Raw genomic sequence first — 25,715 nt, forward strand, 5'->3', positions numbered from 1 at the left:
TTTCTGCAGACTCAGAATTCTTTAAATGGTTTGTTGACATAACGATGCAACTGCCGGACCACTGGAATTCTAATCTGAATAGATGTCCCGATGCCGAATATGCTGTCAATCACGATGCCATAATCCGCTCCAAAGAGAGTAAGAATGCGATCATGAACGTTTTTTAGACCAAAGCTGGTTTGCTTCCCCTCTTCTCCTTCGAATGTTTGATTGGACAAAAGACGATTAAGTCGTTTGACTTCTTCAGCCGTGATTCCCACTCCATCGTCAATAACGTGAATAGACAACGTTTTCTGTTGCTCCAATGAGATTTCGAGCCGAATACTGCCACCACCATCCTTGGGAAGAATGCCATGTTGAACCGCATTCTCGATCAAGGGTTGAATGGATAGTTTCAGAATACCCCAGGAATCATCCACATAGGGATCAATTTGAAATTGCAGTTCTACACGGTCTTCGTAACGTACCTGGATCAGATTAAAATAATCCTTCACAATTGCAATTTCCTCTTGAAGAGTTACCATATTTTCTCCATAGTCAAGAACATATTGTAGCTGATTAGATAGTGAATGAATCATATCAGCAACCGGCATATCATCATTATTGACCGCACTCATTCGAATAACTTCGAGGGTATTGTACAAATAATGGGGACGAATTTGACTTTTGAGTGCATTTAGTTGAGATTGCTTCTGCCGAATTTCGGCGACAAATGCATTTTGAATAAACTCCTTCAACTGCTCAGCTAATTTGTTGACTCCTCTCGTCAATTGCCCCAATTCATCTTCTGATCGAACGGGCAGGAAGACCTCCAAGTCTCCCGATTCCATCTTAACCATTTGTTTAATAACATCTCGAATAGGCTGAGAGAATCTTCTGGAGAATACGAGTACAAGTACAAATAAAAACAAAACGCAGGCAGAAACCAGTAAAATAACAAGCCCTCTGAAATGGTTCAACGTCCCTACAAAGGATGTTCGTGAATAACTTCCAATTAGCTTCTGGTCTGTATTCGGAATATCAATCACAATTACACGCTTATCTTTTCCCACTGTTTCTTTCAAGAGAAGCTCTGGCGTGATCTGAGAACCAACCCGTGCTTCCTTATTGCTGTAGTTAACAGTAGAATTCTTCGCAATCAACAAAATCTCATCATCTGCTTCGAGACTCAAACCTGCAAATAGATTTTCGAAAGCATCAACATTCACTTCAAAGATAAATGTTCCGAGCAATTTTGGATGGTTGCTGAGCAGTGTAGATATGTCAAACAAATTACGCGAAAAAGTCATCACCTGGCGATTTGAACTCGTGTAGTAGTTCTCCACATGTGCAGGGAATTGATAAAGAGATTTCGGTTTTTCCTTTAGGCCCATCGTCAACTCGGCAAGCGGAAAATTATTGCTAATAAACGTTTTCCCTCGCCTAGAACGTGCAATTATCTCTCCACTGGATTGAGGGATAAAATAAGCGCTCTCAATGTGGGGATCTGAACTTATTACCACATTCAACCAGTTGTCGATAATGGTATTTTGATTTCCCCTAGCAGCTACGCTAAGTCTGTCATACCAATTCGAATCATACATCATTTTTGAGATATCATTATATTCAGACAATACCTGCGAAGCATTCTTTGCCATATAGAGTGACATTTGTTCCAAATTGTTCAGGTTAAAGCGCTCAGACTGGGACAAGTAGGCATTCATCAAAAAGTAATAAACAATACCAAGCGGCAACAATCCCGCCATTACGAAAGAAACTACAAATTTAACAAAAATACTGCGCCGAAAAAATGAAAGCGACAATTTTCTCATAGAAAGTTCCCCAACTATCTCAATTTTTGTCTATACTCGTTAGGAAGTACACCATAGTTTTTTTTAAAAGCCTCTGTAAATTGCCTTGCAGTGTTAAACCCTATTTTCTGAGCAATTTCATACAACATGGCATCTGAGTGTACGAGCATTTTCAAACCTTGCTTCATTCGTATTTCGGTTACATATTGTTTAAAGTTTCGACCGGTTTGTTTTTTAAAAAAGTAGCTGAAATAAGACGGATTCATAAAAAAGCTTGCTGCCATAACTTCCAGATTGATATCCTCGTGAAAATGCTCCTCGATATATGATCTGATTTGTGTAATTAAAGCCGCCTCCTTGGTACCCGAATTTAACGTATTTCGTTTGAAAATAGCTTCGAGTTCCCCAAACAAGTACCCCTCTAAGGAACTTATTGTCGTGCAAAATTGAAGTTCTTGAGTGAATCGCAACTCCTCAGCATCCGTATTGCTTTCAATTATTCCAATCTCCCGCCAGGCTTTCATCAGTAATGTCTTGGCTAAATTGAGTACATAGTCGCGGCTTCCCATCGATAAGCTTACAATACCAGCTTGCCAATAATGAAGTACTTCTTTTGCCTCCTCGTATTGAAATGATGCATACAATCTAAGTAATTCCGTCTCTGTGTGTTCCTTATCAAAAGATTGCTCCTGTGTATGCGTCGATATCGAACTAGGCAGATTATAAGGGATAACTATATTTTTACCAACAAAAAATTTGTAGGAGACACTCAGCATCGCTTCATGATAACTGCCAGGAAGATGCTCCAATACTACCGAGCTGCCGACACCAATCGTCGCATCAAGCTTAAGATATCGGCTGATATGAGCACGGTGCTGGGTTATCATTGGGTTTATATCCAAGGAATACGGATGACGAATAATATAATATAAATGTTCTTTCCCTGACAGGAACCAGGCACATGCAACCGGTTCCAATAATTCTTCAATAATATTTTGAATAGCAAAATAAATTAGCTTGCGTTCTCCCTGTGCCCAACTGGAGGCATAGTTGTGACTGGGTTCGACATCAACAACTGCAACAGTGAATCGACTACAAGGATCATCTCCACCAAGCTGCTTTGATCTGGCGGACCAATTGACACGCTTGTTCTCTTCAAGCCATTCGTGGAAAAAATCAAGGACTGATTGCGTACGACTAAGGCTTTCGAATCGTTCTAGCCGACTGCTTACCTGCTTCATTTCAGAAGCTTCTCGGATGCTGGAAATGGTTCTGTGTATAACACTCTCAAGCTTATTGCGATCGATTGGTTTGATTAAATAATCGACCGCTCCGTATGCAAGCGCATCCTGCGCATAGCTAAATTCTCGATAAGCGCTGATGAAAATCACCTTGGTGGCACTGTTCGACGCTTTCAATTTTTTCAACACTTCGATTCCCGTCATTCCTGGCATTGAAATATCCGTCATAACAATATCGGGTTTACAACGATGGACAAATTCCAATAAGTCATCACCTCTATATGCCTCACCAACAAGCTCCAACCCCCATTTTTCCCACTCTATCAACTTGATCAAACCTTTTACGATTATTTTCTCATCGTCGGCAATCAAGATAGTTATCATCCAAGATCCCCTCACTTTACTTCATTCGATGCTGTTGGATATTCAATGTTCCTTCTCAACCCCGTACACCTCAATTTGAGTAAGTGCCGGAAAAGGTGACGGATCATCCGACTTGATTAGCTCACTCAGTCTGATCCACTCTGTTACCCTTGGAACAAGAGAAATTTCTTGCGGTTTGTGTGTCTTTATCAATTTAGCAGCGTAAGAACTTCCATCGGAGAATGTTACAGTAGCACGCTCCCAATAGTTGTCATGCGGGAAGTCCGCGCGCAGTGTTAGAATCAGCTTATCGACTTCGACTGGTCGACCAAAACTTACGGTTATTTCTGCATCCTCTTGCTGGTTGATTCCCCAAGATTCAAACGGCCACGGGCCATGAGAAAAATTCAATCTATTGCCATTTATGGCGTTGCGGGCTGCGAAGACAGCTTCTCCGCGAGTCTCTACGTTCGCAAAGGCATGCGGATAACAGCTTTCATTTCCGTGCTGGTCATACTCATTCTGTGCCAAATTCTTATAGGCGGATATTTCTGCAAAGGTTGCGTACCGTGCCTTAAGGACATGAAGGTTCCCAGCAAATGCCTTTGGGGAGTAAGAAACCTGTTTTTCTGCAAACGGAATTATAAAGCGATATTCCTTTGTCGATAAATAGACAAAGGCTGGATTCATCGCTTCTTCTAGCTGAATCATCAAAAAAACACCGGCTTCGCTGCTTGTCAATACAATGCTATCCCCTGGTTCATAGGGCAGCTGGTGCAACAGAATCACCTGTTCCATATCCTTTTGAGTTGTCAAAGGTTCCTTTTTCTTGTTTTGGACTTCCAGTGTCAGCACATTCATTTTTCAATACCTCCAGATCATATTTTACTAAAACCATAAAAAAAGGATGACATCCAACTTTACATTCTGTTGAGCGATATCAAACTTCAAAACCTTTGTAAAAATACCAATTCCTGTTAAGTGCCCATTGCGACTCTTGCTTTTATAAGTACCCACCCATTATAGACAAGTATTTTCTTTATTTTTTCATAATATAAAGAACGGTAAAATGCACTTTTTTTAGTAGTAACCGTACTTTCTTTAGAGGCTGTTTTATCAACTAATCAAATCAAAACCCGGCATACGCATCATTTATTCTTAGCTGGAATGAAAGCCTCTGCTTGAAGCAATCTTGAATTTCATAATCAAGTGTAACAGATACACCCGACTGGCCGAAATCCGAGACTGGGCGGCCGTCTGCGCTTGATATTAAGTCCTATTGGAAGGTTATTGAAAGTAAATTCATACCAATATTCGTGCTCGAACCCTTAAAAACAGCGTAAATCAAATAATTTCCTGTTATTGACCCACCCGTTTGTCCAGAATTTGCAAGAATATTATTTGAAAGAGAGGTCGTCAAATAGGTGTCGAAGCTACCTGTATTGCTTATTGGAATCGAAGCGAGCAGGGTTCCTCGATCCCCTTTTCCGGAACCAACATCATATGCCTCCGGCTGTCCCTTGAGTGTCCCCGTACTGCTTGCCGTCCGAATTTCAAGTGTTCCTGTTCCTGTGCTTGAATAACGGAAATTGACGTTCTTGATATTGTTAAAGGAAACATACGGCAGCGATGCAACGGCATTTGTTCCGACAAGCTTCAACTTGCTACCATCCCTGGAAGCACCACTGACAGAGGCTGTCGCATACTCTCCATAGAGAGGATACGTCCCGTTTAACATACTGGATACACCACTATCAGACCACTTCACCGGGTTAGAAGGCAGTACTACGTTATTCATATAATCCGAAGCGCGTGCCGCAACAGAAGCAGTTAAAGCAGAAAAGCCCTCCACATCAAAGCCGTTCCGATCCGATGCGTAAACAGGGCTGTTCACAACCATGGACAGATAGTTGTATTCACCAGTACTGGTGAAAGATGCAAATTTGTAATAATTGTAGGGCACAGCATAAATATTATTGGCGATCTTGCCTCTATCATAGGTGGAGATTCCGAGATCACTGTGATGATTCCAAGGGTAAGCGGTTACATAGGAAGCAACATCGTAGCCCAAATTATATCTGGCGCTGAACTCCGTGGCCTTAAGCAACATTCGCCCGTTGAATTCGTATAAGCTGCTGTCTCCTTGCTGCCAGGCCATTTGCGCAATGTTAATAAAGGAGGATAAATTCACCAAGGCATGACCCTGATCCCGGTCGCTCTCCTTGCTCTGCCCCGTTGTCGCGTTATAGTTATACTTCAGACTATAACCATTCGCACCCTGGTTTTTATCCGGTTTTTTCTCCCATGGTTGTGCTCCCTGGTTTGTATAATACGCCGTGCTATCGGCTTTGAAATCATTGCGTACGAGGTTATACAATGCCGTGTCCTCTGCAAAAATAGCATAGGCCATCGAACCTTGTCTTAATATCGCTGCATGCCCGTGCGCCATATTGTTCATGTCGTAGGTTGCCAGAACAGGAGCGTTTGACAAGAGTTGATACATGCTGATAGCCGTGCCGCCTGTGTTTTTGCTGAACATCCCAATAAGTGTATTCGTATCCGCAACTGACCAACCGCTATAATTATAGCGGAGAAGTTCGGCAGCTGCGCTAAATTTCAAAGCGATTACGCCAACATCAATATTAGTGTCGTAAACAGAATTAGTATCTCCGCTTATTCCCACCCCGTTAAAAATGGATGCGTACTTCATCATAATTGTGCGGGCACCAGCTGCATACGTACTGTTTCCAGAAATCGTATACAGAAGAGCCAGATTGTATGCCTTCGTGGCTGCCAAGCGCATTTCATTATAACTTCCGCTGTTGCCGCGATAAATCGACGTCAGCGTATAGTCAGCTGAGGAAATTGAACCATAGGCGGCTACGGTTGACACCAACGTGTTGTAAGTAGTATACCAGGGCTCTGTCTGTGACGCGACCATGTTCTTCATGGTCTGGATACTGGACGCTGTCTGAAGTATACCTGGATGTAAAAAAGCGGTAGAGGCGGCCGTAATTGTTCCAGTTCCATATAGTGAAATCTCAGAAAGTTGGTCCCATGTATGAATCCACGTATTAAGCGGCGTGTCGGAACCTCCTATCAGCAGATAACGATAGGAAGATGAAACGGATATTTCTTTTGTCACTCCCGCATTTAATCCAGAAGGCGTTGCAATTGCAGTCCATGCAGAAGAGGATGTGGACAGCGTGTTCGAGCCGTAAATTTTCCAGTTGCCCGATATGTTTCCTCCCGCTTTCATTGTCAAAGCGATTTTTGAAAGTGTCACTGAGCTCGTTCCAAGATCCAAATATAAATAGACATCTTTACTAAGGTTTGTGCTCGTCGTGGTATCGCTGTCAAACAAAGCAGAAGTCGCATAAGTAATAGAAGACAGGTTAGCTGAACTCGTCGCAAACTCCACTGCAGAATGTCCTTCCAAGGCCCAGCCATAATAGCCAACTTTTAAATTAGCTGTATTTAATTTAACAGGATCCGCCGACACCCTTTTCGTAAGGCCACTTTGTCCCCCACTTCCCAATGCAAGAAACAAGACCATGAAAATCGAAAACCATCGCTTCAAGTTCAACATTATTCCTCCTCTGATTAAATACATCATTTTTGTCTTGCATTGTTTTATTTCAACGAACTTGAGTTGCATTTGAAAACCAAAAAGGTCTCTTTTTCAGACTCAGTCTCATGCAAATTATTAGTCGAAGGTGGTCCCCTCATACTTCTCTGCATATGGGATAAATGTATATCATTCCCTCCTTTATATATAACGCATTCAATATAAAGTGATTAAAGTCTCAGAGCCCTTTCCGCAGCAATAAATATACATACCTCCTATTCTAGTAATAAAGCGAGTGCTGAAAAGTCACGTCCGAGGCTCACTTCAAGCTGGTTATCCAAAATATTAGTTTTTACAGGGATATCACTAAATACAGACACGATCGATTGAAATCCATAGGCAGGAATATTCACCTTCTCTGGAATATCTCCTCCGAAGGTATGAATTACAAGCAAACCACGATTGTTATCGACACCCATACGCCAAATTCCCTGCCACCCTTCAAGGTGTCGGTAGCTACCTACAGGCGAGCCCAACCATTGTGTCGTCCCATGATCGATAATGTCAGAAATGTTCTGGTAAAATTGAATTGCTTCCCGGATAAGTTTCCACTGTTCTTCATTTAGTTCCTCAATATCACCCGACAGACACATTCTTCCAAGAAAGGTCGAGGCGAGCGAATATGAGAACCTCTTCAGAGTATCTTCTTTTCGGAGCACAGCCCAAATTTGGCTTTGTCTTGGTAGCATAACTCGATGAAGATTAGCTGCAATGACGGGTATTTCTTTTTCTTCGTGAGCGTCAGAGAAAGAAGACATGCTGGTCAGCGCCATCATGGAGGGTTCAAGGCGATGTCCACCTGAGGAACAGTTTTCTATGACAAGCTGTGGAATCATCTCTCTTATTTTTTTAATAAAAAATTGAACAGCCTCAATCTGCTGTCTCAGCCCTTCTCCTAGCGATTCTGCACCGTCTACACCGATACCAATAGAATCGTTATAATCAATTTTCAAATAGCCGAAGTCATACTTTTGAATCATATCGATTACTTTTTCAGTCAAATAATTGATTACCCAAGGATCTCGCATATCCCAAAAACGACGGATACCTGTGGTGATTGGTACACCGTCTCTTTTTAACAAATGATCTGTAAAATGAAAGGCTGCCGCATCATGACCGCAAATCTCAATTTCAAACCAGATGCCTGGTACCATCCCTCTTTTTCTGATATGTGCTGTTACCTGTTCAAGGCCAACAGGAAACAAGGCAGGATCGGGTATCCAATCCCCCATACTGCGCTCCCAATTTTTCCCGTCTTCGGCATACCAGCCGCAATCCACAACCAGGTGTCGAATTCCCTTACCTTCCAGACAATCAGCTATTCGCATTACGTTTGAGGCGGAGGGATTGCCCCATGTCGTGCAAAACTCATTAAAAATGATTGGCAGGTCCCTTTCTGACTCGGGCATTTCTTTGAATGCCAGCTCATGCAAGGAGGTCAAGCGTTGGGATGCCTCGTCAAGCCCACCTTTGGTTACAGTTAACCATGCTCTTGGGGTAACCATTTCCTCACCAGGCAAAAGATATTTTAGCCAATGTCCGTATTCTCGATCAGCTAATCCACCAGAAATGCACAAGCCATTATCCCGCCGATATGCCTCCAACTGCCATGATCCAGCCCATGCCAGCTGCGCTGCCCATGTTACACCTTGTTTACGATCTTCAATAGCAATAAACGGAAAGAAGCCTCGAACCGGCATGGAACCAATTTGCCCGAATCGGAGGCTATTAGCGGAGAAGTGCTGCCAGGAGGGCTCCAATTGTAGATCTTCTATCGGCACAGATTCTAGTCTTCCTTCCATGCTCCATGTACTGCGAAGTCGATGAAGATACAGTCTGTTCGGAGCATCCGCTTCACAGAAAGGTGTTAATCCGCCAAGGGAGAAGCTTGTGAGCATTTCGAGTGAAATTTGTTCATTTCCTACATTTTGCAACTCAGTATGAATATGAACCCCTTTTCCTCCTTCATACCAGATAAGTACATGCTTGATTCTTACTGTGTTTCCGTCCGTTAAAATAGTCGTAACATTAGTTTCCAAACCTTGCTTTGTGACATGCTGGCACTCAAAGCGTAATTTTTGAACACTTTGGGCATTACGCATTGTCCGCCCATGCGAAAAACCATTGGGATAATTATCTCCTACTAGCTTGAGATGGACACAGGAGTCGACCGCAGTTTGCTTTTTTACGACACAATTATTTACCTCCAACAAAGGGAACACTTTAAGACCAACCGCCATAGTGAGCTCGTCCTGTTCATATTTAACAATCATATCCCCAAAAGTGAAGGTTGCAATTTCTTTACTCACTTAGCTTCTCTCCTCTTGAATTCAAATATATTCGGTGCGTGAGCCTTATTGGGCAGAAACCCCGCCCTTTTAATAACAACAGCCCAGGGGTAATGCTCCCCCAGGCTCTCACATCATCCAGCTGATCTCTTGATTCAGTTAATTAAAAAATATTATCCTTTCTTTGTACAGCTTAAAACCCCAATTAATTGATTTTCTTTTTCAATAGTGCAATAGCCCAGGCTGACAAGCTAAATTTAAGGACTAGTTTACCACTCTTGTCTGATTTGAAAGACACATTATTCAAATTACTGGCATATTCTCGCAAAGCTGTACTCTGCTCACGAGTTGGGGTGATGGGCGCTCCTATCTCATTCCAATAATTGACGGCAACCCCATGATCTCTGTCCAGCACAGACAATATATACTCTGTTTTCGGCTCAAGCCCCTCAACTTCAATCTCGAAGGCTTTGTCGCTGTCCATATTTTGCAAGTCTCGTGCAATACTTTGATCAGGAAACATTGACATTGGGACCGTTCCAGGGTAGCTTTCGGGATAATTATAAAAAAGGCAATAGAGATCATCTCGTTCATCTAATGTAATAATCGCTCCATCCGCTCTGCCAAGCTCCCTTGCTCCCAATTTGTTAAGAAAATGATACGCATAGAAGGTCGGTTTCCGGACGCCCTGTAAGGTTATCAGCCCGAAACCGCCGTGAAAAGCAGCTGGTCCCGCCCCCACTTCTTCAAATACATCCGTGAACACCCAATAAGATAGAGAATCCGCAAGTTCGGCAACTTCCAGATTGGACTTTACTATATAAGCCGCTGCTGGAAGATAATCATGGCTATAATCCCGCGAGGAAGGACTACTGCTCCATTCAGTCAAGTGCAGCTCTGCGTTTTCATAAGGAGTATCCTTCATGACCTTTCTGAGCCATTCGATATCCTCTTTGGTGGAGCCGACATGACGTGATCGTCCATTGGTGTTACCATGTCCATCTAAAGCAAAATCAGTGGGATATGGATGACAGGAGATAAAATCGACCGGAAGTTCTTTCTTCTGGCAGAATTTAAGGAAATCCTCAATCCATACTCCCTTCCACTCTAACGTATCAATGTCCTCCGTAAGAAACGTGGCATGAACTAATGTATTCTCCGTTTCACCGTCAAATCGGGCGTCTGGTACAAAATTGCTTGTTGCGGGTCCTCCTACACGAAGCCTGGAATCAATCTCCTTGATTGCCAAAGCGGATACTCTGTACATTTCAAAATACTGCGATTTCGTTCCCGACCAAAACGGCGGAAGATTGGGCTCATTCCAAATTTCAAAATACCAGGTAAGGATCTCTGAAAGCCCATAACGATCAATCCAATGCCTAACACAAGCGCCCACAAGCGCTCCCCATTCGGTGTAATCCTTAGGCGGAGTAATATTACCTTTCCACCAAAATTGAGTTTTGTCATCTGATGCCAAATCACTCGGCATAAAACCAAACTCGACAAAAGGTCGAATTCCAATCTCCAGCATGGCATCAAATAATTTATCAATATACTGAAAATTATATTGCGCTTCTCCATTCACATTTTTATACACATGCATATCGTCATGAAGCAAGCCGTGGAATCGCAAATATTGAAACCCGCAGTGAGACACTGCTTCCCGTAAATGTGCCTGCCAGTCGGCACGTAAGCCCTCGTTTGCTCTTCCTGCTCCTACGCAAGTCGACCATAAATGAGCAAGCGGCTTTGTCGGCGATTGAATATGAACTCTCATGACATCCTCCAGAAAAAAGTTTTGAAATTGTAAGCTTGCCTCTCTTACCAAACCTATACACCTAATCTTTTTAATGTTGAGTGAGCTAGCCTTTAGTCGCTCCAGAAGCAATGCCCTTGACAAAATACTTTTGCAAAGCAATAAATGCTATCAATACGGGAATTACAGACATTGCGGTACCTGCAAAGATCATGTCCCATCTCGATGAGAATTCGCCGATGTAGCGATATATTTCTACAACCATCGTCTTAGGTTTTCCGGAAGGCAAGACCAACATCGGCATCAGAAAGTCATTCCAAATTCCCAAACCGTTTAGTACAACCATACTGGCCGTTACCGGACCCAACAGCGGAAACACAATTCGCCAAAAAATTAAATATTGATTGCAGCCATCGATTTCAGCAGCTTCCTCAATTTCAAGCGGAATGCCTTTGACAAAACTCGTATATAATAGACAACCGAATCCAACTGCCCCAGCTACATATACGAGAATCGGACCAGCCAGACTTCCGTACAAACCCAGTACTTTGAGTTCTTTGAACAGCGGAATCATATATGCCTGAAAAGGAATCATCATGCCCATCAGAAAATACAAAAATACGATTTGAGTCCAACGGGCGTTTCGACGTTCAATAGCGTAACCCGCCATCGGAATAATCAGCACTTGAGCGATAATGGACACGACAGTAAGAATCAGACTATTTAGAATGGCTTGGGGAAAATTCGTCTCAGTCAGCAAGTATTTAAAACTATCGAGATAAAGACCTTCTGGAAAAGCTAAAGCATTCTTCATGATTTCCCCGTTGCTCTTAAAGGCAGACATTAAGTTAAAAAAGATTGGAAAGAAGAAAAAGATCGCAAGCAGCAGAGTAATTGCAAACAAAAGAACTTCGCGCCATTTTCTTTTTGCGTTCAGAGACATTACATCTGCACCTCCCGCTTGCGGAGAAATTTAATCTGAATGAATGTGATCAACATAATAATTAAGAACAGCACCATGGCTAGTGCTGTACCAAATCCCTGGCGCAGTTCACCAAAACCGACTTTATAAATAATGTACGTCAGCGTCTCCGTCTCAAAGCCCGGACCACCGTCTGTCATGACGGCGATTTGATCAAAAATTTTCAGCGCACTAATCATGGAAAGAACCATACAAACTGTCATGGAGCCAGCCAATAACGGAAAGGTGATATAACGGAACTGTTTCCAACCATTCGCTCCGTCAATGCTTGCCGCTTCGCTTAATTCAGCCGGTATTCCCTGCAGACCAGCCAGGTAAATAATCATGTAATACCCGGCGCCTTTCCAAACCGTTGATAGGATAATAGAAAGCATTGCATACTTGGGACTTCCTAACCAGTCAACAGTCCAACTCCCTAACCCTATCGCATCCAGAAGTTGATTAAAAACCCCAAAATTATAATTCAGAATCATGGCCCATACAAAGCCCATTACAATCCCACTCAAGAGAGTCGGAAAATAGAAAATGCTTCTAAAGAGATTACGAAACCAGCGCACTTTGTCTACCAGTACTGCTAACAGAATGGCCATAAAGTTTTCAAGCAGAACCAGACTGATTGTCATAATCAAAGTGTTTTTAAGTGCGTTATGAACACGAGGGCTGTGAATGATTTCAATAAAGTTGGCAAAACCGATATAACGTATATTATCGCTGATGCCATCCCATGATGTGAAGCTCAGATAAACACTACCTGCAGTTGGAACAATAACAAACAAAGTGTAAATCAGAAATGAAGGCAAAATAAACATTAGTGAATAAGTTTGCCATTTTCTCTTTTTTTTGTACGTAGCAACCGGCAGCAATGGTTTCGATTGTTCCATGTTTGTAGTCACGGATGTTCTCCCTCCTAAAAAAGCGTAAGCAGGAAAGGGCGAGCTTGCATGTTCAGCAATGCTCGCCCTCCTTGCGTTTAAAATTACTGTTTATTTGCCTTAACCTGATTATCATATTCGGTATCGGCTTGTTTCATATAGCTTTGAACATCGCCATCTTTGACGACCATATCCTGCATCAATTTGTAGAACCAATTACGGAACTGTGGCGGAATCAGATTATCGCCCCACCAATTATTAATCATTAAGGATTTGGTCACGTTAGGATCTGCAATGAGATCAAGAGCAACCTTCATCTGTTCTCCTGTCTCGTACGTGACTTTTTCTTTAGTGGAAGGGATAGCATTGATACTTGCCAGATAGGTCGAGTAATTCTCTTCCTGGAAGAAGAAGCGAATAAACTTTTTGATAGCTTCAGTCTTATCGGTATCTTTTGCCGCCTCAGTCGAGAGCGACCAACCAGCCGGAGAAGGAAGTCCGACAACATTCACCTTGCCTTCGCGGTCTGGAATAGCATAAAAACCAAAGTCAAAGTTCGGATCTGCCTCATTGATCTGTGTGAACATCCACGTTCCGGAGAACAGTTGGGCAGCTTTGCCAGACACGAGAAAGGATGCGACTTGATTGTCAGCCGTGCTCAGCCAACCTTTATCAACATAATTGGTAAAGAGTTGTTTGTAGTCAGTCATCGCCTGAACTACATTTGGATCTGCAAAGCTCACCGTTTGGGCTGTCCGCTTGGAGTTCCAATCCGGGTCTTTCGAATAAACATCATCAATCAGGAATTTGTTAATCCAGAAGCCCATATGGAAAATGTCTTTGCCGCCAACTACGATAGGTGTAATTCCACTTGACTTAAGTTTTTCCTGAATTTGCAGAAACTCACCATACGTTTTAGGCAGAGACGTAATGCCGGCATCAGAATAAGCCTTTTTACTGTAAATAATTCCTTCGGGTACGTTCACAGAAAGCGGCGCGTTCCAGACTTTTCCTTCTACCTGCGGTGGATTATCAAAAAGATCGAGAAGATCAGACGGCAGTTCCGCAATCTTACCAGCATCCGCAAACAGTTGAGTATCACGCATTTCTACCAGATCCGGGAATTCGCCGACAGCGTCTTTCGTTTTAAGCCAGTCAAGATATGCCGCAGAGGTAGTTTCACTGAGATCCTTGATGGTGATATTCGGATTGGCTTCAGTAAAAGCTTTAATTGTGTTGGCAATAGCCTGCTTGGTTGCCGGATCGCCTGCAGCGTAGCCAATGGTGAAGCTAACTTTTTTGTCCTCTGTTGATGCAGCCGGTGAAGAGCCATTTGCTGAAGGAGATGTATTGCTGGCGGAATTATTGGTGTTCGAGTTGCCATTGCCGCAAGCGCTAAGCACAGAAGTCGTGGCGAGCAACAATATGGATAATCCAGTCAATATTTTTTTCTTTAACATGTACAGATAACCTCCCTTTAGTCGAAGCCGGAAACAGGATCGATGTGCGTCTCATCGTTCGAAAGCGTTTCCTTAACTTCATACTAACATCGCTCTTTTTATGTTAAAATGAACTTTTTTAAGTATCCTACGCTACTATTTTAAGAATATGGCGTTCCTGGATAACATAAAAGAGCACCCTTGGTGCTCTCGTTCATTCCATCCTTTTTTTATTCGTTCGTAATGGGAAACGACAGCACTACAAATGTTCCCACGCTTTGGCGACTGCTGATAGAAAGTCCGTAAGACTCGCCGAACTCAGAGCGTATACGCTCATGCACATTTTTAAGACCAATACTTTTCGAAGTTGCATCTGGATCAGCGAGAAGAGCTTCAAGAGATTCCAGCTTATCCTTATCAATACCGATCCCATCGTCGTAAATCGTAATCACCAGCTCCTCATCCTTTCTCTCGACAGAAACTTTTACCGTTCCCTTTCCCTTCGGACGTAGACCGTGATTGATTGCATTCTCGACAACAGGTTGAAGTGAGAGTTTAAGTATAATTTCGTTCAAGCTCACTTCTTGGGCGATATCCAGAATTAGGTTGAAACAATTATCATAGCGGACGGAAATAATGTAGAAATAATCCTCAAGGTGCTCCAATTCTTTTTGAACCGTTACTCGCTCTTCTCCATAATTAATCGCATATTTCATCTGATTCGACAATGATAGGATCATGTCGGCTACTTCCCCTACCCCCTTGTCCACTGCACTCATACGAATAACTTCCAGTGTATTATACAAATAGTGGGGACGTATCTGTGATTTCAGGGCATTAAGCTCCGTCTGTTTTTGTTTAATTTGAGCGATATATGCTACATTGATGTACTCCTGAAGCCGTTCAACCATTCGATTGAAATCATGTGCCAATCTACCCATCTCGTCATTACTATTAACTGATAGTTTGACTTCCAAATTCCCGGACTCGACTATCGTCATATGTTTAATGACGTTCCGAATCGGCGCCGCCAGCCGTCGTGAGAACCATGTTCCCATAATAACAAGGGCAAACGCACAAATACTGATGGCGATGTAGACTGTAGTCCTCACCGCCAGCAGTTGTTCGAACAGGCTCCCCCGGTGAATGCGCACAATTAGTTTACCATCAAGAAAAGGAATGTCTTCACTAAAAGCCAGCGTCGCTTTGTTATCCTGCGCCAACGATTCTATGGTATCAGGCAGTACTTGTGTTATGGGTTGATTCCTGAAATATACATTCCCATTATGATCGAGTAGCAATAATTGGTCTTTCTCTCCCAAACTAAGTTCTCGGAAAAATTGATTAAACAAAGAACTGTCGATATCAAAGAAAAGTGTCCCCACAATCTTTGGTTCTTTATTCAAAATACTTGAGGTATCAATTAAATTACGTCCAATGGTGAACACTGTATGTTTAGAACCAAAAAAATATGTGTCTGCATGGCTTGAAAAAATGGAAACTTTGGTGGGGTTGTCGATCATCGATTCACGCCATTGGCTCATGGGAAGGTCATCCTTCACAAGCGAGCGGTCTTCCTTTTCCTGATAATACAGTTTACCGTCAGACTGACGAACAAAAAACACTCCGGTTATATAGGGATCACTGAATAGCAGCGTTTTCAGAAATGAATTGATGGGAATAGTATTGATTTGTTCCAGTTCGTTGACGTTATAGGTCTGATTTTGCTTGTAACTATCTATAAGTCCTTCATAATGCCCTGTATACATTAGCTTGGAAATTTCGTTGTATTGACTGAATGAATTATTTAAATTATAGCTCGTGAATAACATCATTTGCTGAAGATTACTGGTAGTATACTTCTCAACATATGCGGAGAAAGTCCTAACGGAGAAAAAACTTAACGCAAAGAGTGGTATTAAACCCACTAAAATAAAGGATGTCGAAAATTTGATGAACATACTACGTGATTTTATTCTCCTACCGAACATAACCTTCTCCTTCCTTTATTCCTGAGAATCGTTATGCAGTTGCTTATATTCTTGAGGTAGCTTTCCGAACTGTCTCTTAAACATATCACTAAAATGGCGAGGATTGTTATATCCAACTCGATCAGAAATTTCATAAATTTTCAAATCAGTTTGCAACAAGAGCCGCAATGCCTGCTTCATACGCACTTCCGTCATATATTGTTTGAAGTTTATCCCGGTGTGTTTCTTGAAAAAGCTGCTGAAATAGTATGGATTCATAAACATTAGCGATGCTGCCGACTCGAGCGTAATGTTTTCCGCATAATGCTCCTCAATGTAATGCTTCACTTCGGTCAGCAGTGTTACTTCCTTACCGTTTAAAGACGCATTAAATTGCGCCGCAATTCCATCAATCTCCAGTTCAAATATTTGGCTGGCGCTTTTAAAAGTTTGCGCCTCATTAAGTGCATCCAACAAGGTTAACCTTTGCTTTTCATGCTGCCGCTTAATGCCAAACTCCGTTAGGCTTTGCTCCAATTGGAGAATGGCATTATACAATGTGGATACGGCCTGGCCTTTGCTTCCCTTGGCTTGCTCAAAAGCAACATCCAACAATTGCTGCTTTAAGTCGGCAAAACGACCTTTCTCTGGAGATTTCAATACTTCTCCAAGTTGGACTGTCAATTCGTTTAAGCTGTCTTCATGTATCATAGACGACCGTTCTTCATTAAAATAGTGCACCTGGTTAAGGCCATGAAAATAGCGTTGATTAATTGCTTTAAGGGAAGAAAGATACGACTTGTCAGCTTCGGAAACCTCAGGGACAGACAAACCTACACCAAAAGATGTTTGAATTTTCAAGTAACTGTTGATTTTTTCATGAAGATCCTCTAGAAAAAGTTGAGGGATTAATGCTCGTTTGTCTTGAAGCAAGATGCAAAATCGTTCACCTTTACGAAAGACAAATCCGCCATCGCTCTTGTCATCGAGTGTTTCATTAATAATATTATAAAGAGCGAATTCAACCAGTTTCCGCTCTCGTTCTTCCCATCGAGAAGTTTCATCTGCGTATTCATCTATTTCAATAGTACAGACCCTAATACAAGAAGTCTCAATAAATACTCCCATCCGTTGCAATTCAATTACAACGCTTTTATTACCATCAGTCAACCGGTCCAGAAGTTCTTCAAGTGTTACCAACTGGTTTTTCTTCTCATAGTGACTGAGCATTGCCTTATTACGTTCTCCCTGAGACTCCTCCCGAATTTCAGCCACTGCTCTTTGAATGACCTGTTTTAGTTGCTCAGTGTTAACAGGCTTTATAAGATAATCTAGGGCACCGTACTGAATCGCTTGCTGGGCGTATGTAAACTCCTGATAGGCACTGATAAAAATAACCTTGATCGGCAGCTGTGAGGTGTGTATTTGTTTGATAATATCTATGCCGGTAAACCCAGGCATGCTAATATCGCTGAGAATCAAATCAGGTTTACACGTTTCAATTAAGCTTTTCAACTCATGACCATCGCGGGCCTCGCCAATGATCTTTAATCCCATCGTTTCCCAAGGGATCAGTTTTCTCAGCCCACGCAAGATGATGGGCTCGTCATCAGCCAATAACACCCGAATAATGTTCATCATCGTGAGTTCCTCCTGCTCCATAATGTTATCTTTAGATACCAAATCATCCATTCTAATAAACAATTTGTTACGGTCGACAATCTGACATATATCCGAAAATCAAAAGTTCTACTTAACTGAAATCAATCTTAGTATCCCCGTTGTTTCGCCAACACGGTATACTCGATCAATTGGAACAGAGTCCTGTCACTGCTTTTTCGTAATATCACCCTAATCGTTGTTTCACTGCTTTCGAGCTTTAGTATTTTCAAATGCTGCGTCCGTCCATCAATTAGGTGGCCATCCTAATCGTTGAAGCTCGTCGCAATGTTAAATGAAATAGAAGCCTCAGATTACAGGATAAAAGAAGATGATCCCGGTAATAACAGAGACCATCTTCTTTGCCCGCCACTCGAACTTTTATCCGATAATTTCGATATTCCCCGTTATACTCCATTTAACAAAATGCCAGTCTTCTCCAAGAGTCTGCTCAGGTGCATCCTGCCGGTCCGCGAAATTCTTGATTCCTTTGTATTGAAGAGGGCTGGTTAAATACCGATCCCCTTCGTAATGCCGATGAGGTCCATAAGTATTGAAACTGCTTGGAATAAGCCGCATCTTTACTTCGTTGTCACCCATAGGCAGTACACCGGAAACTGCAATCTTCCAATCCGGACCCCAGCACCAACCCAGCTCCCGGTTATTCAAGAAAATTTGAGCAGCATCTCCCTGCACATCCGTTAATTCTAGTGTGACGTTTGAAAGTGGCTCGCTCAAATGAATGAACTTTGTGGCCGTAATAGGTTTGCTGCAAAACGGAAGCCCCTCCACCACCAAATCTTTTCCCGTCAACTTGACAGGGGGGCCAACCAGAAAGGATCCCCTCGTGCTGCATTGTCTATAGTCCTTATCCTTATAGACGGACAGACTAGAAACAGATATGTCGCCTTGTAAAAATACAAGCTGGTCAGGTTCCATTCCCTCGTATACACCAGTTTCTACAACCTGTGCGGCGCCTTCTTTTAAATACTTGGAAGGAATCGTATACAACCATCGTCCCTCATATTCCTGTCCCAAAAGCCTATGTCCATTGAGTTTTACATCAGGCAAATCGTCCACAAACAGAAGCTGCATGCGTGGAATTTGATGCACATTATGAACTTGGAATTCAGTTCGGAGTCCTCCCTGAGCACTTGACTGAAGCTCGAGTACCAATTGATTGTACTCAGGTACAGTCAGTTCCCAGGGCGTTTGCTTGGCCATTTTCGTTTTTCGTTCGACCGAATTAGAGATTTTTTCCAAAGAAAACATCTTCTCCAGATCTTGCTCAGATATTAGCTCTACCTCCGCACATTTTAAGAGATCAAGCAGCGTTTTTCCAGAATCATCCTGGTTCCATATGCAACCATCTGGGATCAAAACTTTACCATACTGGCGCTGGCCAATGATTACCTTCCCATCTCGAATTATAGCACCATCTTCTAGAGCTCTCTCTTCAGTAAGTTCGTAATGTAATCCAGATTCATAAACCCGGTTAACCAATGCAATAAAGCGGTTACTTATGCTACCGCTTTTTGTATCGGGCAAAAGCGAACCATCATGCTCATTAATAACCTTGGCTTCCTCTGGATGGAAATTTCCCATTACGCCTCGAGTCGGTGTAACGATTAGCAGATCAGGTTCTCCTCCCCGAAGATCAGGCAACAACGCTACAGCCTTTTTAATATCGTTAAGTACAGTTGGAAACGCCTCTTTCCAGGTAATATGGCATGGAAGGGAAGGCGGCCAATCATGTAACGCATGCATATTAAGCTTAAGTTGATTGAGATGAAGAATGAAGCAATCCAAGCCATGTCCGGCTAACCACAACATATAACGTTTAAACGATTCCGGCGTTGCTCCCCACCCTGCTCCACCCATCGCTTCCACCATGGTTCCTTGCCTTCCTTGCTGAACAGAGATTGAATGTACCATCCGGGGATAATAATGATTACCAGGAAATCGTTCCAATGCATCAATACCCGGAAGCGATACATTTTGTAAAATTTGAAATGCTGATCCGCTGTAAATAAGCTGAAAAAACGGATTTTCCTCCGCCTTCAAATGGGCGGTAAATAACTTACCTTGATTTTCGCACCATTCGGCAATTGGCTTGTAAAAGCTGGCCCCCAGTTCATCCGTCAACAATTCCCAGTATCGAATACGAAATTGTTCCGCACCTTCGCCACCTTCAAATAGCAGATGCAAGGAAGGAACAATATCTTCTCCATAACGCTGCCGGTAGTTTATAGGAATTTGCTCATTCCACGGAATACCTCCTCGCTGGTGAGTTACACTGTGCCCGTCTAGAAATGCGACTTCATCGCTAAAAAAGCCAGTAACATATTCAAATGCCTCAGGCGATAACCCTTTTTGATATCCTTCGTGGGTAATTTCAATAAAAAGTGTGGTTGCATTCAAATCAAGAGAGGAGACGTTGGTCGATGAACATAAATGCACTGCGTAGTCGTTCTGGTCTTCTCGGCCTGACAGTTTGGACAGAATTGTGGAATGTTCTGGCTGTTGAGAGATCGGCAACCATTCAATCCATTGGCATCGCAACCCTGGATTACGTTTCAACACTTGACCTCCCGCTGTACCGGACGGCCAGCCATCCTCGTCGTAAATCCAGAAATCCATCTTCTTTGCCTTAGCATATAAAATGATTTCAGAAACAATATCCAGATATTCCTCACCCATATAGGCAGGCTCACCCGGATAAAACCGCGGATGAAAAACGACTCCGTTCAATCCCGCTGCATGTAACTCGTCCATTTGCTTCTTCAGAGCGGTAATCTCCAATTTGTCATTGATTGCCCATAAGCTTAAAAATTTCAACTCTGTTTTACTCACGCTGTTCCCTCCAGTTATATCCGATTTTCGATCAAGTGTACATGACAACACTTCACCACGGCATCACCAGGACTTAATGTTTCCTTCCTGACTCTCGTAGCGATCCATAAGGGGCGGATGGCTCTTAGTAATCAATTTGTAGGTTTCCGGTCTGCGAAGCATTGCTCGGATTCTTCTCATCGACTCTGTCCCAGGCTCATCAGTATATTGTTGACCTGGTTCTTTTCGAATATCTATATCAACCGTTACAACTCCCACATCATCCTTAGGTCCCAAAGCAATCACTCTTCCCATATTGTCAACAACACAGGAAGGATCACACCACTCCCACATTTCACCGTGAGGCGGCAAGGCGTTAGCAGCAGCGATATACGCACTACTTTCATAGGCTCTGCACAGTCCGTATATGTTTTCCCATCCCCATGTCGGGCAAGCAATCAAGTCTGCACCTGCAAGAGCCACCTCTCGGACAGCTTCAGGATACTGCAGGTCGAAACAGACAAGCATTGCCAGATTGCCGAATTCCGTTTCAAAAACAGGATAGTCGTTACCTGGCGTTATACCTGGAAGTTCACCAGTAGTCAGATGGGTCTTATCGTAAATTCCCTGAATTTCACCTTTGGGATTAAATAATACAGCAGAGTTATATATGCGACCTTCTCTAGTTGTATATAAACCGACAACGATATAGGTGTCATACATACGTGCAATAGTGGAGAACTTTTGCATAATCGGACCATCTAACGCTTCTCCTGTCTGAAGAAGATCATACCGCTTGTCTCCAGGAAATATCGAAACGTTGATTGATTCTGTTGTAACAATCAGATCGCTGCCTTGCCTTGCCGCTTCTTCCGTTAGTTGGAGGACCTGGTTCACAACGGCATCTCTTCGCTGAAACAAGTTTTCGACCGTATACGTTCCCGGATCATCTACATTATAAAGAAAATGTTGGCTTTGAATGGTGCTGATTTTCAAACCGTCTCCCCCTGCTCATTTGATGATTTTTTAAGTAGTAAGAACCCGAGGATATTTCTCGGGTTCTTACTTGAAGTGTTACCAAAGATACAAATCATTACCTTTAAGTTTGAAAATTGCTTCTATAAAATAATAGTCTCCATAGATAATAGCAGTATGTCTATCCGCATTATGGTAAGCAGCGGAACCGTTCAATAAAATACAATCGGAATTGCGAGTCCAATCGCTACGGGATTCATCCAAAGTTTTCAATAATTTAAGCGCTGATCGGATATAAAGCTCTTTTTCAAGCTCACCAACCGATTTAGCTATTTCCAGCAAACCACAAGCTGCAATTGCCGCTGCTGTAGAGTCTTCATAGGCCGGCTTCTCCGGTTGGCGAAAATCGATTGGAATAATTCCACTTTCAGGAATATTCGCAATAAAATAATGGGCAATTCGCTTGGCTGTATTCAAATATTCTTCTTTTTTAGTGTGATTGTAGCTCATCATATATCCATACATTGCCCACGTTTGCCCACGTGTCCAAGAAGAACCATTTTCGTAACCTTGACCTCCGTAAGTTGTAACAACTCCCCCGTTCTCCGGATCAAATTCAACAATATGATTGACGGAACCGTCTGGACGCACAAAAGCAGTCATAGCAGTATCTGCATGTGCCATAGCAATCTGCTTATAACGCGGATCGCCCGTTTCCTCTGTCGCCCAGTACAGCAGAGGAATATTAAACATACAGTCAATTATCGCCCAGCCGCGAGTATCTTCGCCGGCATCATCGTTCCATGCCCGGATAAATCTGCCCGCTAAATTAAATCGACCTGCTAATAAAGTAGCCGCATGCAGGGCTCTTTTTCGGGATTCGGGGTTTCCCGTGATCTTATAATTGGCCACACTAGTAGGTAACCACATAAATCCTACATCGTGATGTAAGCCGTAAAACTGACGAAAACATTCGTCCAAAGCATCCTCAGAAACATTGGCAATCTCTCTGTACTTTTCTTCGCCTGTTTCATGGTACATCTGCCACAGCATTCCTGCCCAGAATCCGTTTGTCCACCAATTAATCCCATCGGTAATGGAATTTCTTAGATTATCAACAATCCGGTTATCATGCGTTCCGTTAATCGTGGTATAGGGAATCTTATTTTTGGACTTTTCACTGACCCAATCCATTTTTTCCGTTACTTTCTTTATTACTCCTTTTACCCAAATCAAATCATTTCCTTGTAACATTTTCATCAACCCTTTCTTACCATTAAACAAGAAAACCTTATATTTTTTGTCTTCTTTATTCGTAAGAGGAAATAATAATTTACTATCCGTTAATCACCAGAACCTTCAAATACAATTTTTTTATAGTTCTATTTTTTCATAGAAGATCTGGATAATAAACGATGTTTTTTTAGAAAAATGTGCAGATTTTCTAGTTTATTAGGGTGTTTTCTCTTAAGTTCGTAAAGAATCACTCTTATCCAGCCATCAAAACCTCACGGGCAGACGGTGTGGTACAAGCTTTTTGGGGATTATGAATTCCAACAAACGAATTATTCATCGCATCATTCACACAGATGATGTGAATGAATGTCTACTGAGCGTTACAAGGCTAAACAGATGCGACCGTATTGTTCCTTGGATTGCCTGACAGATATGAGTAGGCTACAACCGTACCCGCCTGTCGCTTCCAGCTTTTACAGAGGCGCTGCGTACAGCAAAGAGTTTCCGGGATACAATACAACAAGTAGGTTCCTTTATTTCCATTTTTTACACCATTGATATGAACGCCGAATACTTTCATATTTTTGCAGTATTTGGTTTTACAGTTGCAACAAGCAGGCATTCTCCACAGTGCATGTAAGGCACGATGCTGACTTGATCCCCCTGTTGAAATCCGAACTCATTTTCTTTAACTTCTTCAATAATACCGGCCAGTTCATTGCCTAATACGCGCGGGTAGGAGAAAAACGGCTGATTGTCTTGGTAATCATGAAGATCCGTCCCACAAATTCCGTTCCGGCGACTTCAGACAACGGCGCTCCCCGCCTCCAATACCGGCTCTACTAAATTCCCATACCAAGCAAATTTCCTGATTTCTTCACAGACAATGTCTTTCATTATGCAAGGCCGCCTCCCTTGCTTAATACCAAGCGTTCATTGTATTCCAGCAAGCCGCTTACCCAGGATTCATTATGAACGGGCTTTAGGATATCCAGTACTTCTTGAAGTAACACTCTATCGTTTGTCTCATCGGTCCAAGTTGTATTGTTAATAATATTTGCCGGAGTAGCTGTGCTGTCCAATGTGGTCGGAATTTGTTCATGTTCCGTCGAATATTGAATAGCCAGCTTTGCAATATCAACACCCTGAGATGCGCAATATCCGGCTGTTTTTTACAAACGGCCTTCAACTGACTGCTTGCAGGATCCCAGTCTACTGTTGACCGCTCCCAAGCTCAACGGATACCTATGCTTTTAAAGGCATCGATATGTTCTCCGCCGGTAAAGGGCTATGGGCTGAACGGCCGGTGGCCGATCGAAGATTATCTCAAGGACCCGAATTTTCAATTCGGGACGGTCTCGCTTCCCGTAGGCCCGAAGGGAGCCAACAATCTCCTGTTCTACGCCAGGTGGTCGCTCTACGCGAAATCGCCAAACAAAGAAGCAGCTTGGGATGTCCTCAAATATATAACCACCCGGACGGGTTTGGAAGTGTTCGGCCACTTCGACTTCGTAGCCTACAAACCGATCGACGAAGAAAAAGGGCAAAGGACCGATCCGAATTACAGAGCGTTCACAGACGATATTCCCAATTTGGTAATTATTCTGACACGCTGGACGTCAACTATCCAAAGAGCGGAAAGCCCGCCTTCACGGAAGCCTTGGAGAAGATTCTACTGTCCGAAAACGATGTGAATCAAGTACTGGATAACGCTGCCCTCGCAGGGGATAATAAAAAAAATAAGTGAAAAACGGCTCAGGCGGGCCAAGCGGTCTGCTTGCTTCCCATTTGGTGGAGGACGCTGCCGATGGAATTTTTATCGATCCACAAGGAGGCCAAAACCGCAGTACAAAAACGGAAATCGCCTCTAAGACGCAAGGAAGCCTTAATCTTCTACCTTCTCATATCCCCTTGGCTGACTCATTTAATCGCCCTAGATGCAGGTCCGCTTGCTTCTCTCTTCTTTAGCTTTACAGAATGGAATATGCTGACCGCTCCGGAATGGATCGGGTTTAGCAATTACGCAGACGCATTAACAAAGGACCCCTTGTTTTGGAAGTCGTTGTACATTATTTTCGGATTTACAGTCGTCGAGGTACCGCTAAATTTGTTGGTCAGCCTGGCGCTCGCGATGCTCCTCAACACCTCTTTGCCGGGTACCAGGCTGTTTCGCACCATCTATTACTTGCCTTCGCAAATCAACGCCGTCGCGTTGATGGTCATGTGGGTGTTTGTCTTTAACCAAAGGCGGGCCGCTCCACCCGCTTCTTCAATTACCATTTATACGATTACGCCTTCAGCAAATTTGAGATGGTGTACGCCTCCACTCTAGCCTGACTGTTGTTTCTGATCATTCTTGCCTTAACCCTGCTCGTATTTTCCACTTTCAGGCGTTGGGTTTATTACGGAGGAGGAGAGAAAAAAATGACATTTAAAAAAACATCCGCTGCTCAACTCCCTGATCTATCTGTTGCTCGGGATCGGCTCCATTGCGATGTTGTTCCCGTTCGTATGGATGCTATCCACCTCATTCAAGAGAGGCATTCAAATATATGCCTGGCCGCCCGTATGGCTGCCGCTGCAGGTTGATAACTATATCAAAGCGTTCACCTAACTTCTTTTCGGCTGCTGGTTCGGCAATGCCACTCTAATTACGGTGCTCAGCGTGTGTGGAACGCTTCTGT

17 protein-coding genes are annotated in these 25,715 nt (G+C 42.9%); 2 read left to right on the forward strand and 15 right to left on the reverse strand.

Annotated elements, in window-relative coordinates; all coding sequences use genetic code 11:
• Positions 1 to 11: 11 nt before the first annotated feature.
• From AC1VOR_RS04110 to AC1VOR_RS04180, 15 genes are all read right to left on the reverse strand, one after another.
• Entirely contained in the window at positions 12 to 1,811 is a 1,800-nt protein-coding gene (locus tag AC1VOR_RS04110; protein ID WP_482615993.1) for a sensor histidine kinase, read from the reverse strand.
• Between the two features lie 14 nt (positions 1,812 to 1,825).
• The gene (locus AC1VOR_RS04115; RefSeq protein ID WP_482615994.1) at positions 1,826 to 3,415 is read right to left on the reverse strand and encodes a response regulator transcription factor; all 1,590 of its coding nucleotides are present in this window, start codon (positions 3,413 to 3,415) and stop codon (positions 1,826 to 1,828) included.
• 42 nt (positions 3,416 to 3,457) lie between these two features.
• Positions 3,458 to 4,255, reverse strand: a complete 798-nt coding sequence (locus AC1VOR_RS04120) for a carbohydrate-binding protein (protein ID WP_482615995.1) — start codon at positions 4,253 to 4,255, stop codon at positions 3,458 to 3,460.
• 415 nt (positions 4,256 to 4,670) lie between these two features.
• Positions 4,671 to 6,974, reverse strand: a complete 2,304-nt coding sequence (locus AC1VOR_RS04125) for an alginate lyase family protein (protein ID WP_482615996.1) — start codon at positions 6,972 to 6,974, stop codon at positions 4,671 to 4,673.
• Between the two features lie 263 nt (positions 6,975 to 7,237).
• A complete protein-coding gene (locus AC1VOR_RS04130; protein ID WP_482615997.1) occupies positions 7,238 to 9,331 on the reverse strand; it encodes a glycoside hydrolase family 36 protein in 2,094 nt (697 codons plus the stop codon).
• 184 nt (positions 9,332 to 9,515) lie between these two features.
• Positions 9,516 to 11,087 carry a GH39 family glycosyl hydrolase gene (locus AC1VOR_RS04135; protein ID WP_482615998.1) on the reverse strand — a complete coding sequence of 524 codons (1,572 nt, stop codon included), beginning with the start codon at positions 11,085 to 11,087 and terminating at the stop codon, positions 9,516 to 9,518.
• An 85-nt stretch (positions 11,088 to 11,172) separates the two neighbouring features.
• Positions 11,173 to 12,009, reverse strand: a complete 837-nt coding sequence (locus AC1VOR_RS04140) for a carbohydrate ABC transporter permease (RefSeq protein ID WP_482615999.1) — start codon at positions 12,007 to 12,009, stop codon at positions 11,173 to 11,175.
• On the reverse strand, positions 12,009 to 12,929 hold the full coding sequence (locus AC1VOR_RS04145) for a carbohydrate ABC transporter permease (protein ID WP_482616401.1): 921 nt from the start codon (positions 12,927 to 12,929) through the stop codon (positions 12,009 to 12,011). The genes AC1VOR_RS04140 and AC1VOR_RS04145 overlap by 1 nt, the downstream gene beginning before the upstream one ends.
• Positions 12,930 to 13,024: 95 nt before the next feature.
• A complete protein-coding gene (locus tag AC1VOR_RS04150; RefSeq protein ID WP_482616000.1) occupies positions 13,025 to 14,380 on the reverse strand; it encodes an ABC transporter substrate-binding protein in 1,356 nt (451 codons plus the stop codon).
• A 209-nt stretch (positions 14,381 to 14,589) separates the two neighbouring features.
• Positions 14,590 to 16,128, reverse strand: coding sequence for a sensor histidine kinase (locus AC1VOR_RS04155; protein WP_482616001.1), 1,539 nt, complete (start codon positions 16,126 to 16,128; stop codon positions 14,590 to 14,592).
• Positions 16,129 to 16,365: 237 nt separating this feature from the next.
• Positions 16,366 to 17,970, reverse strand: a complete 1,605-nt coding sequence (locus AC1VOR_RS04160; protein WP_482616002.1) for a response regulator — start codon at positions 17,968 to 17,970, stop codon at positions 16,366 to 16,368.
• Positions 17,971 to 18,369: 399 nt separating this feature from the next.
• Entirely contained in the window at positions 18,370 to 20,841 is a 2,472-nt protein-coding gene (locus AC1VOR_RS04165; RefSeq protein WP_482616003.1) for a hypothetical protein, read from the reverse strand.
• 63 nt (positions 20,842 to 20,904) lie between these two features.
• Complete coding sequence (locus tag AC1VOR_RS04170; protein WP_482616004.1) at positions 20,905 to 21,816, reverse strand: carbon-nitrogen hydrolase family protein; 912 nt, start codon at positions 21,814 to 21,816, stop codon at positions 20,905 to 20,907.
• A gap of 78 nt (positions 21,817 to 21,894) precedes the next feature.
• Positions 21,895 to 23,049 (reverse strand): glycoside hydrolase family 88 protein, encoded by a 1,155-nt coding sequence (locus tag AC1VOR_RS04175; RefSeq protein WP_482616402.1) that lies wholly within the window; start codon positions 23,047 to 23,049, stop codon positions 21,895 to 21,897.
• Between the two features lie 558 nt (positions 23,050 to 23,607).
• Complete coding sequence (locus tag AC1VOR_RS04180) at positions 23,608 to 23,820, reverse strand: alcohol dehydrogenase catalytic domain-containing protein (protein ID WP_482616403.1); 213 nt, start codon at positions 23,818 to 23,820, stop codon at positions 23,608 to 23,610.
• Positions 23,821 to 24,838: 1,018 nt separating this feature from the next.
• On the opposite strand from AC1VOR_RS04180, the gene AC1VOR_RS04185 reads away from it, so the two are divergent.
• Both AC1VOR_RS04185 and AC1VOR_RS04190 read left to right on the forward strand, forming a co-directional pair.
• On the forward strand, positions 24,839 to 25,363 hold the full coding sequence (locus AC1VOR_RS04185) for a carbohydrate ABC transporter permease (protein ID WP_482616005.1): 525 nt from the start codon (positions 24,839 to 24,841) through the stop codon (positions 25,361 to 25,363).
• Positions 25,364 to 25,455: 92 nt separating this feature from the next.
• A complete protein-coding gene (locus AC1VOR_RS04190; RefSeq protein ID WP_482616006.1) occupies positions 25,456 to 25,620 on the forward strand; it encodes a hypothetical protein in 165 nt (54 codons plus the stop codon).
• Positions 25,621 to 25,715: the final 95 nt, after the last annotated feature.

This window comes from Paenibacillus sp. 1SOY10, assembly GCF_056836745.1.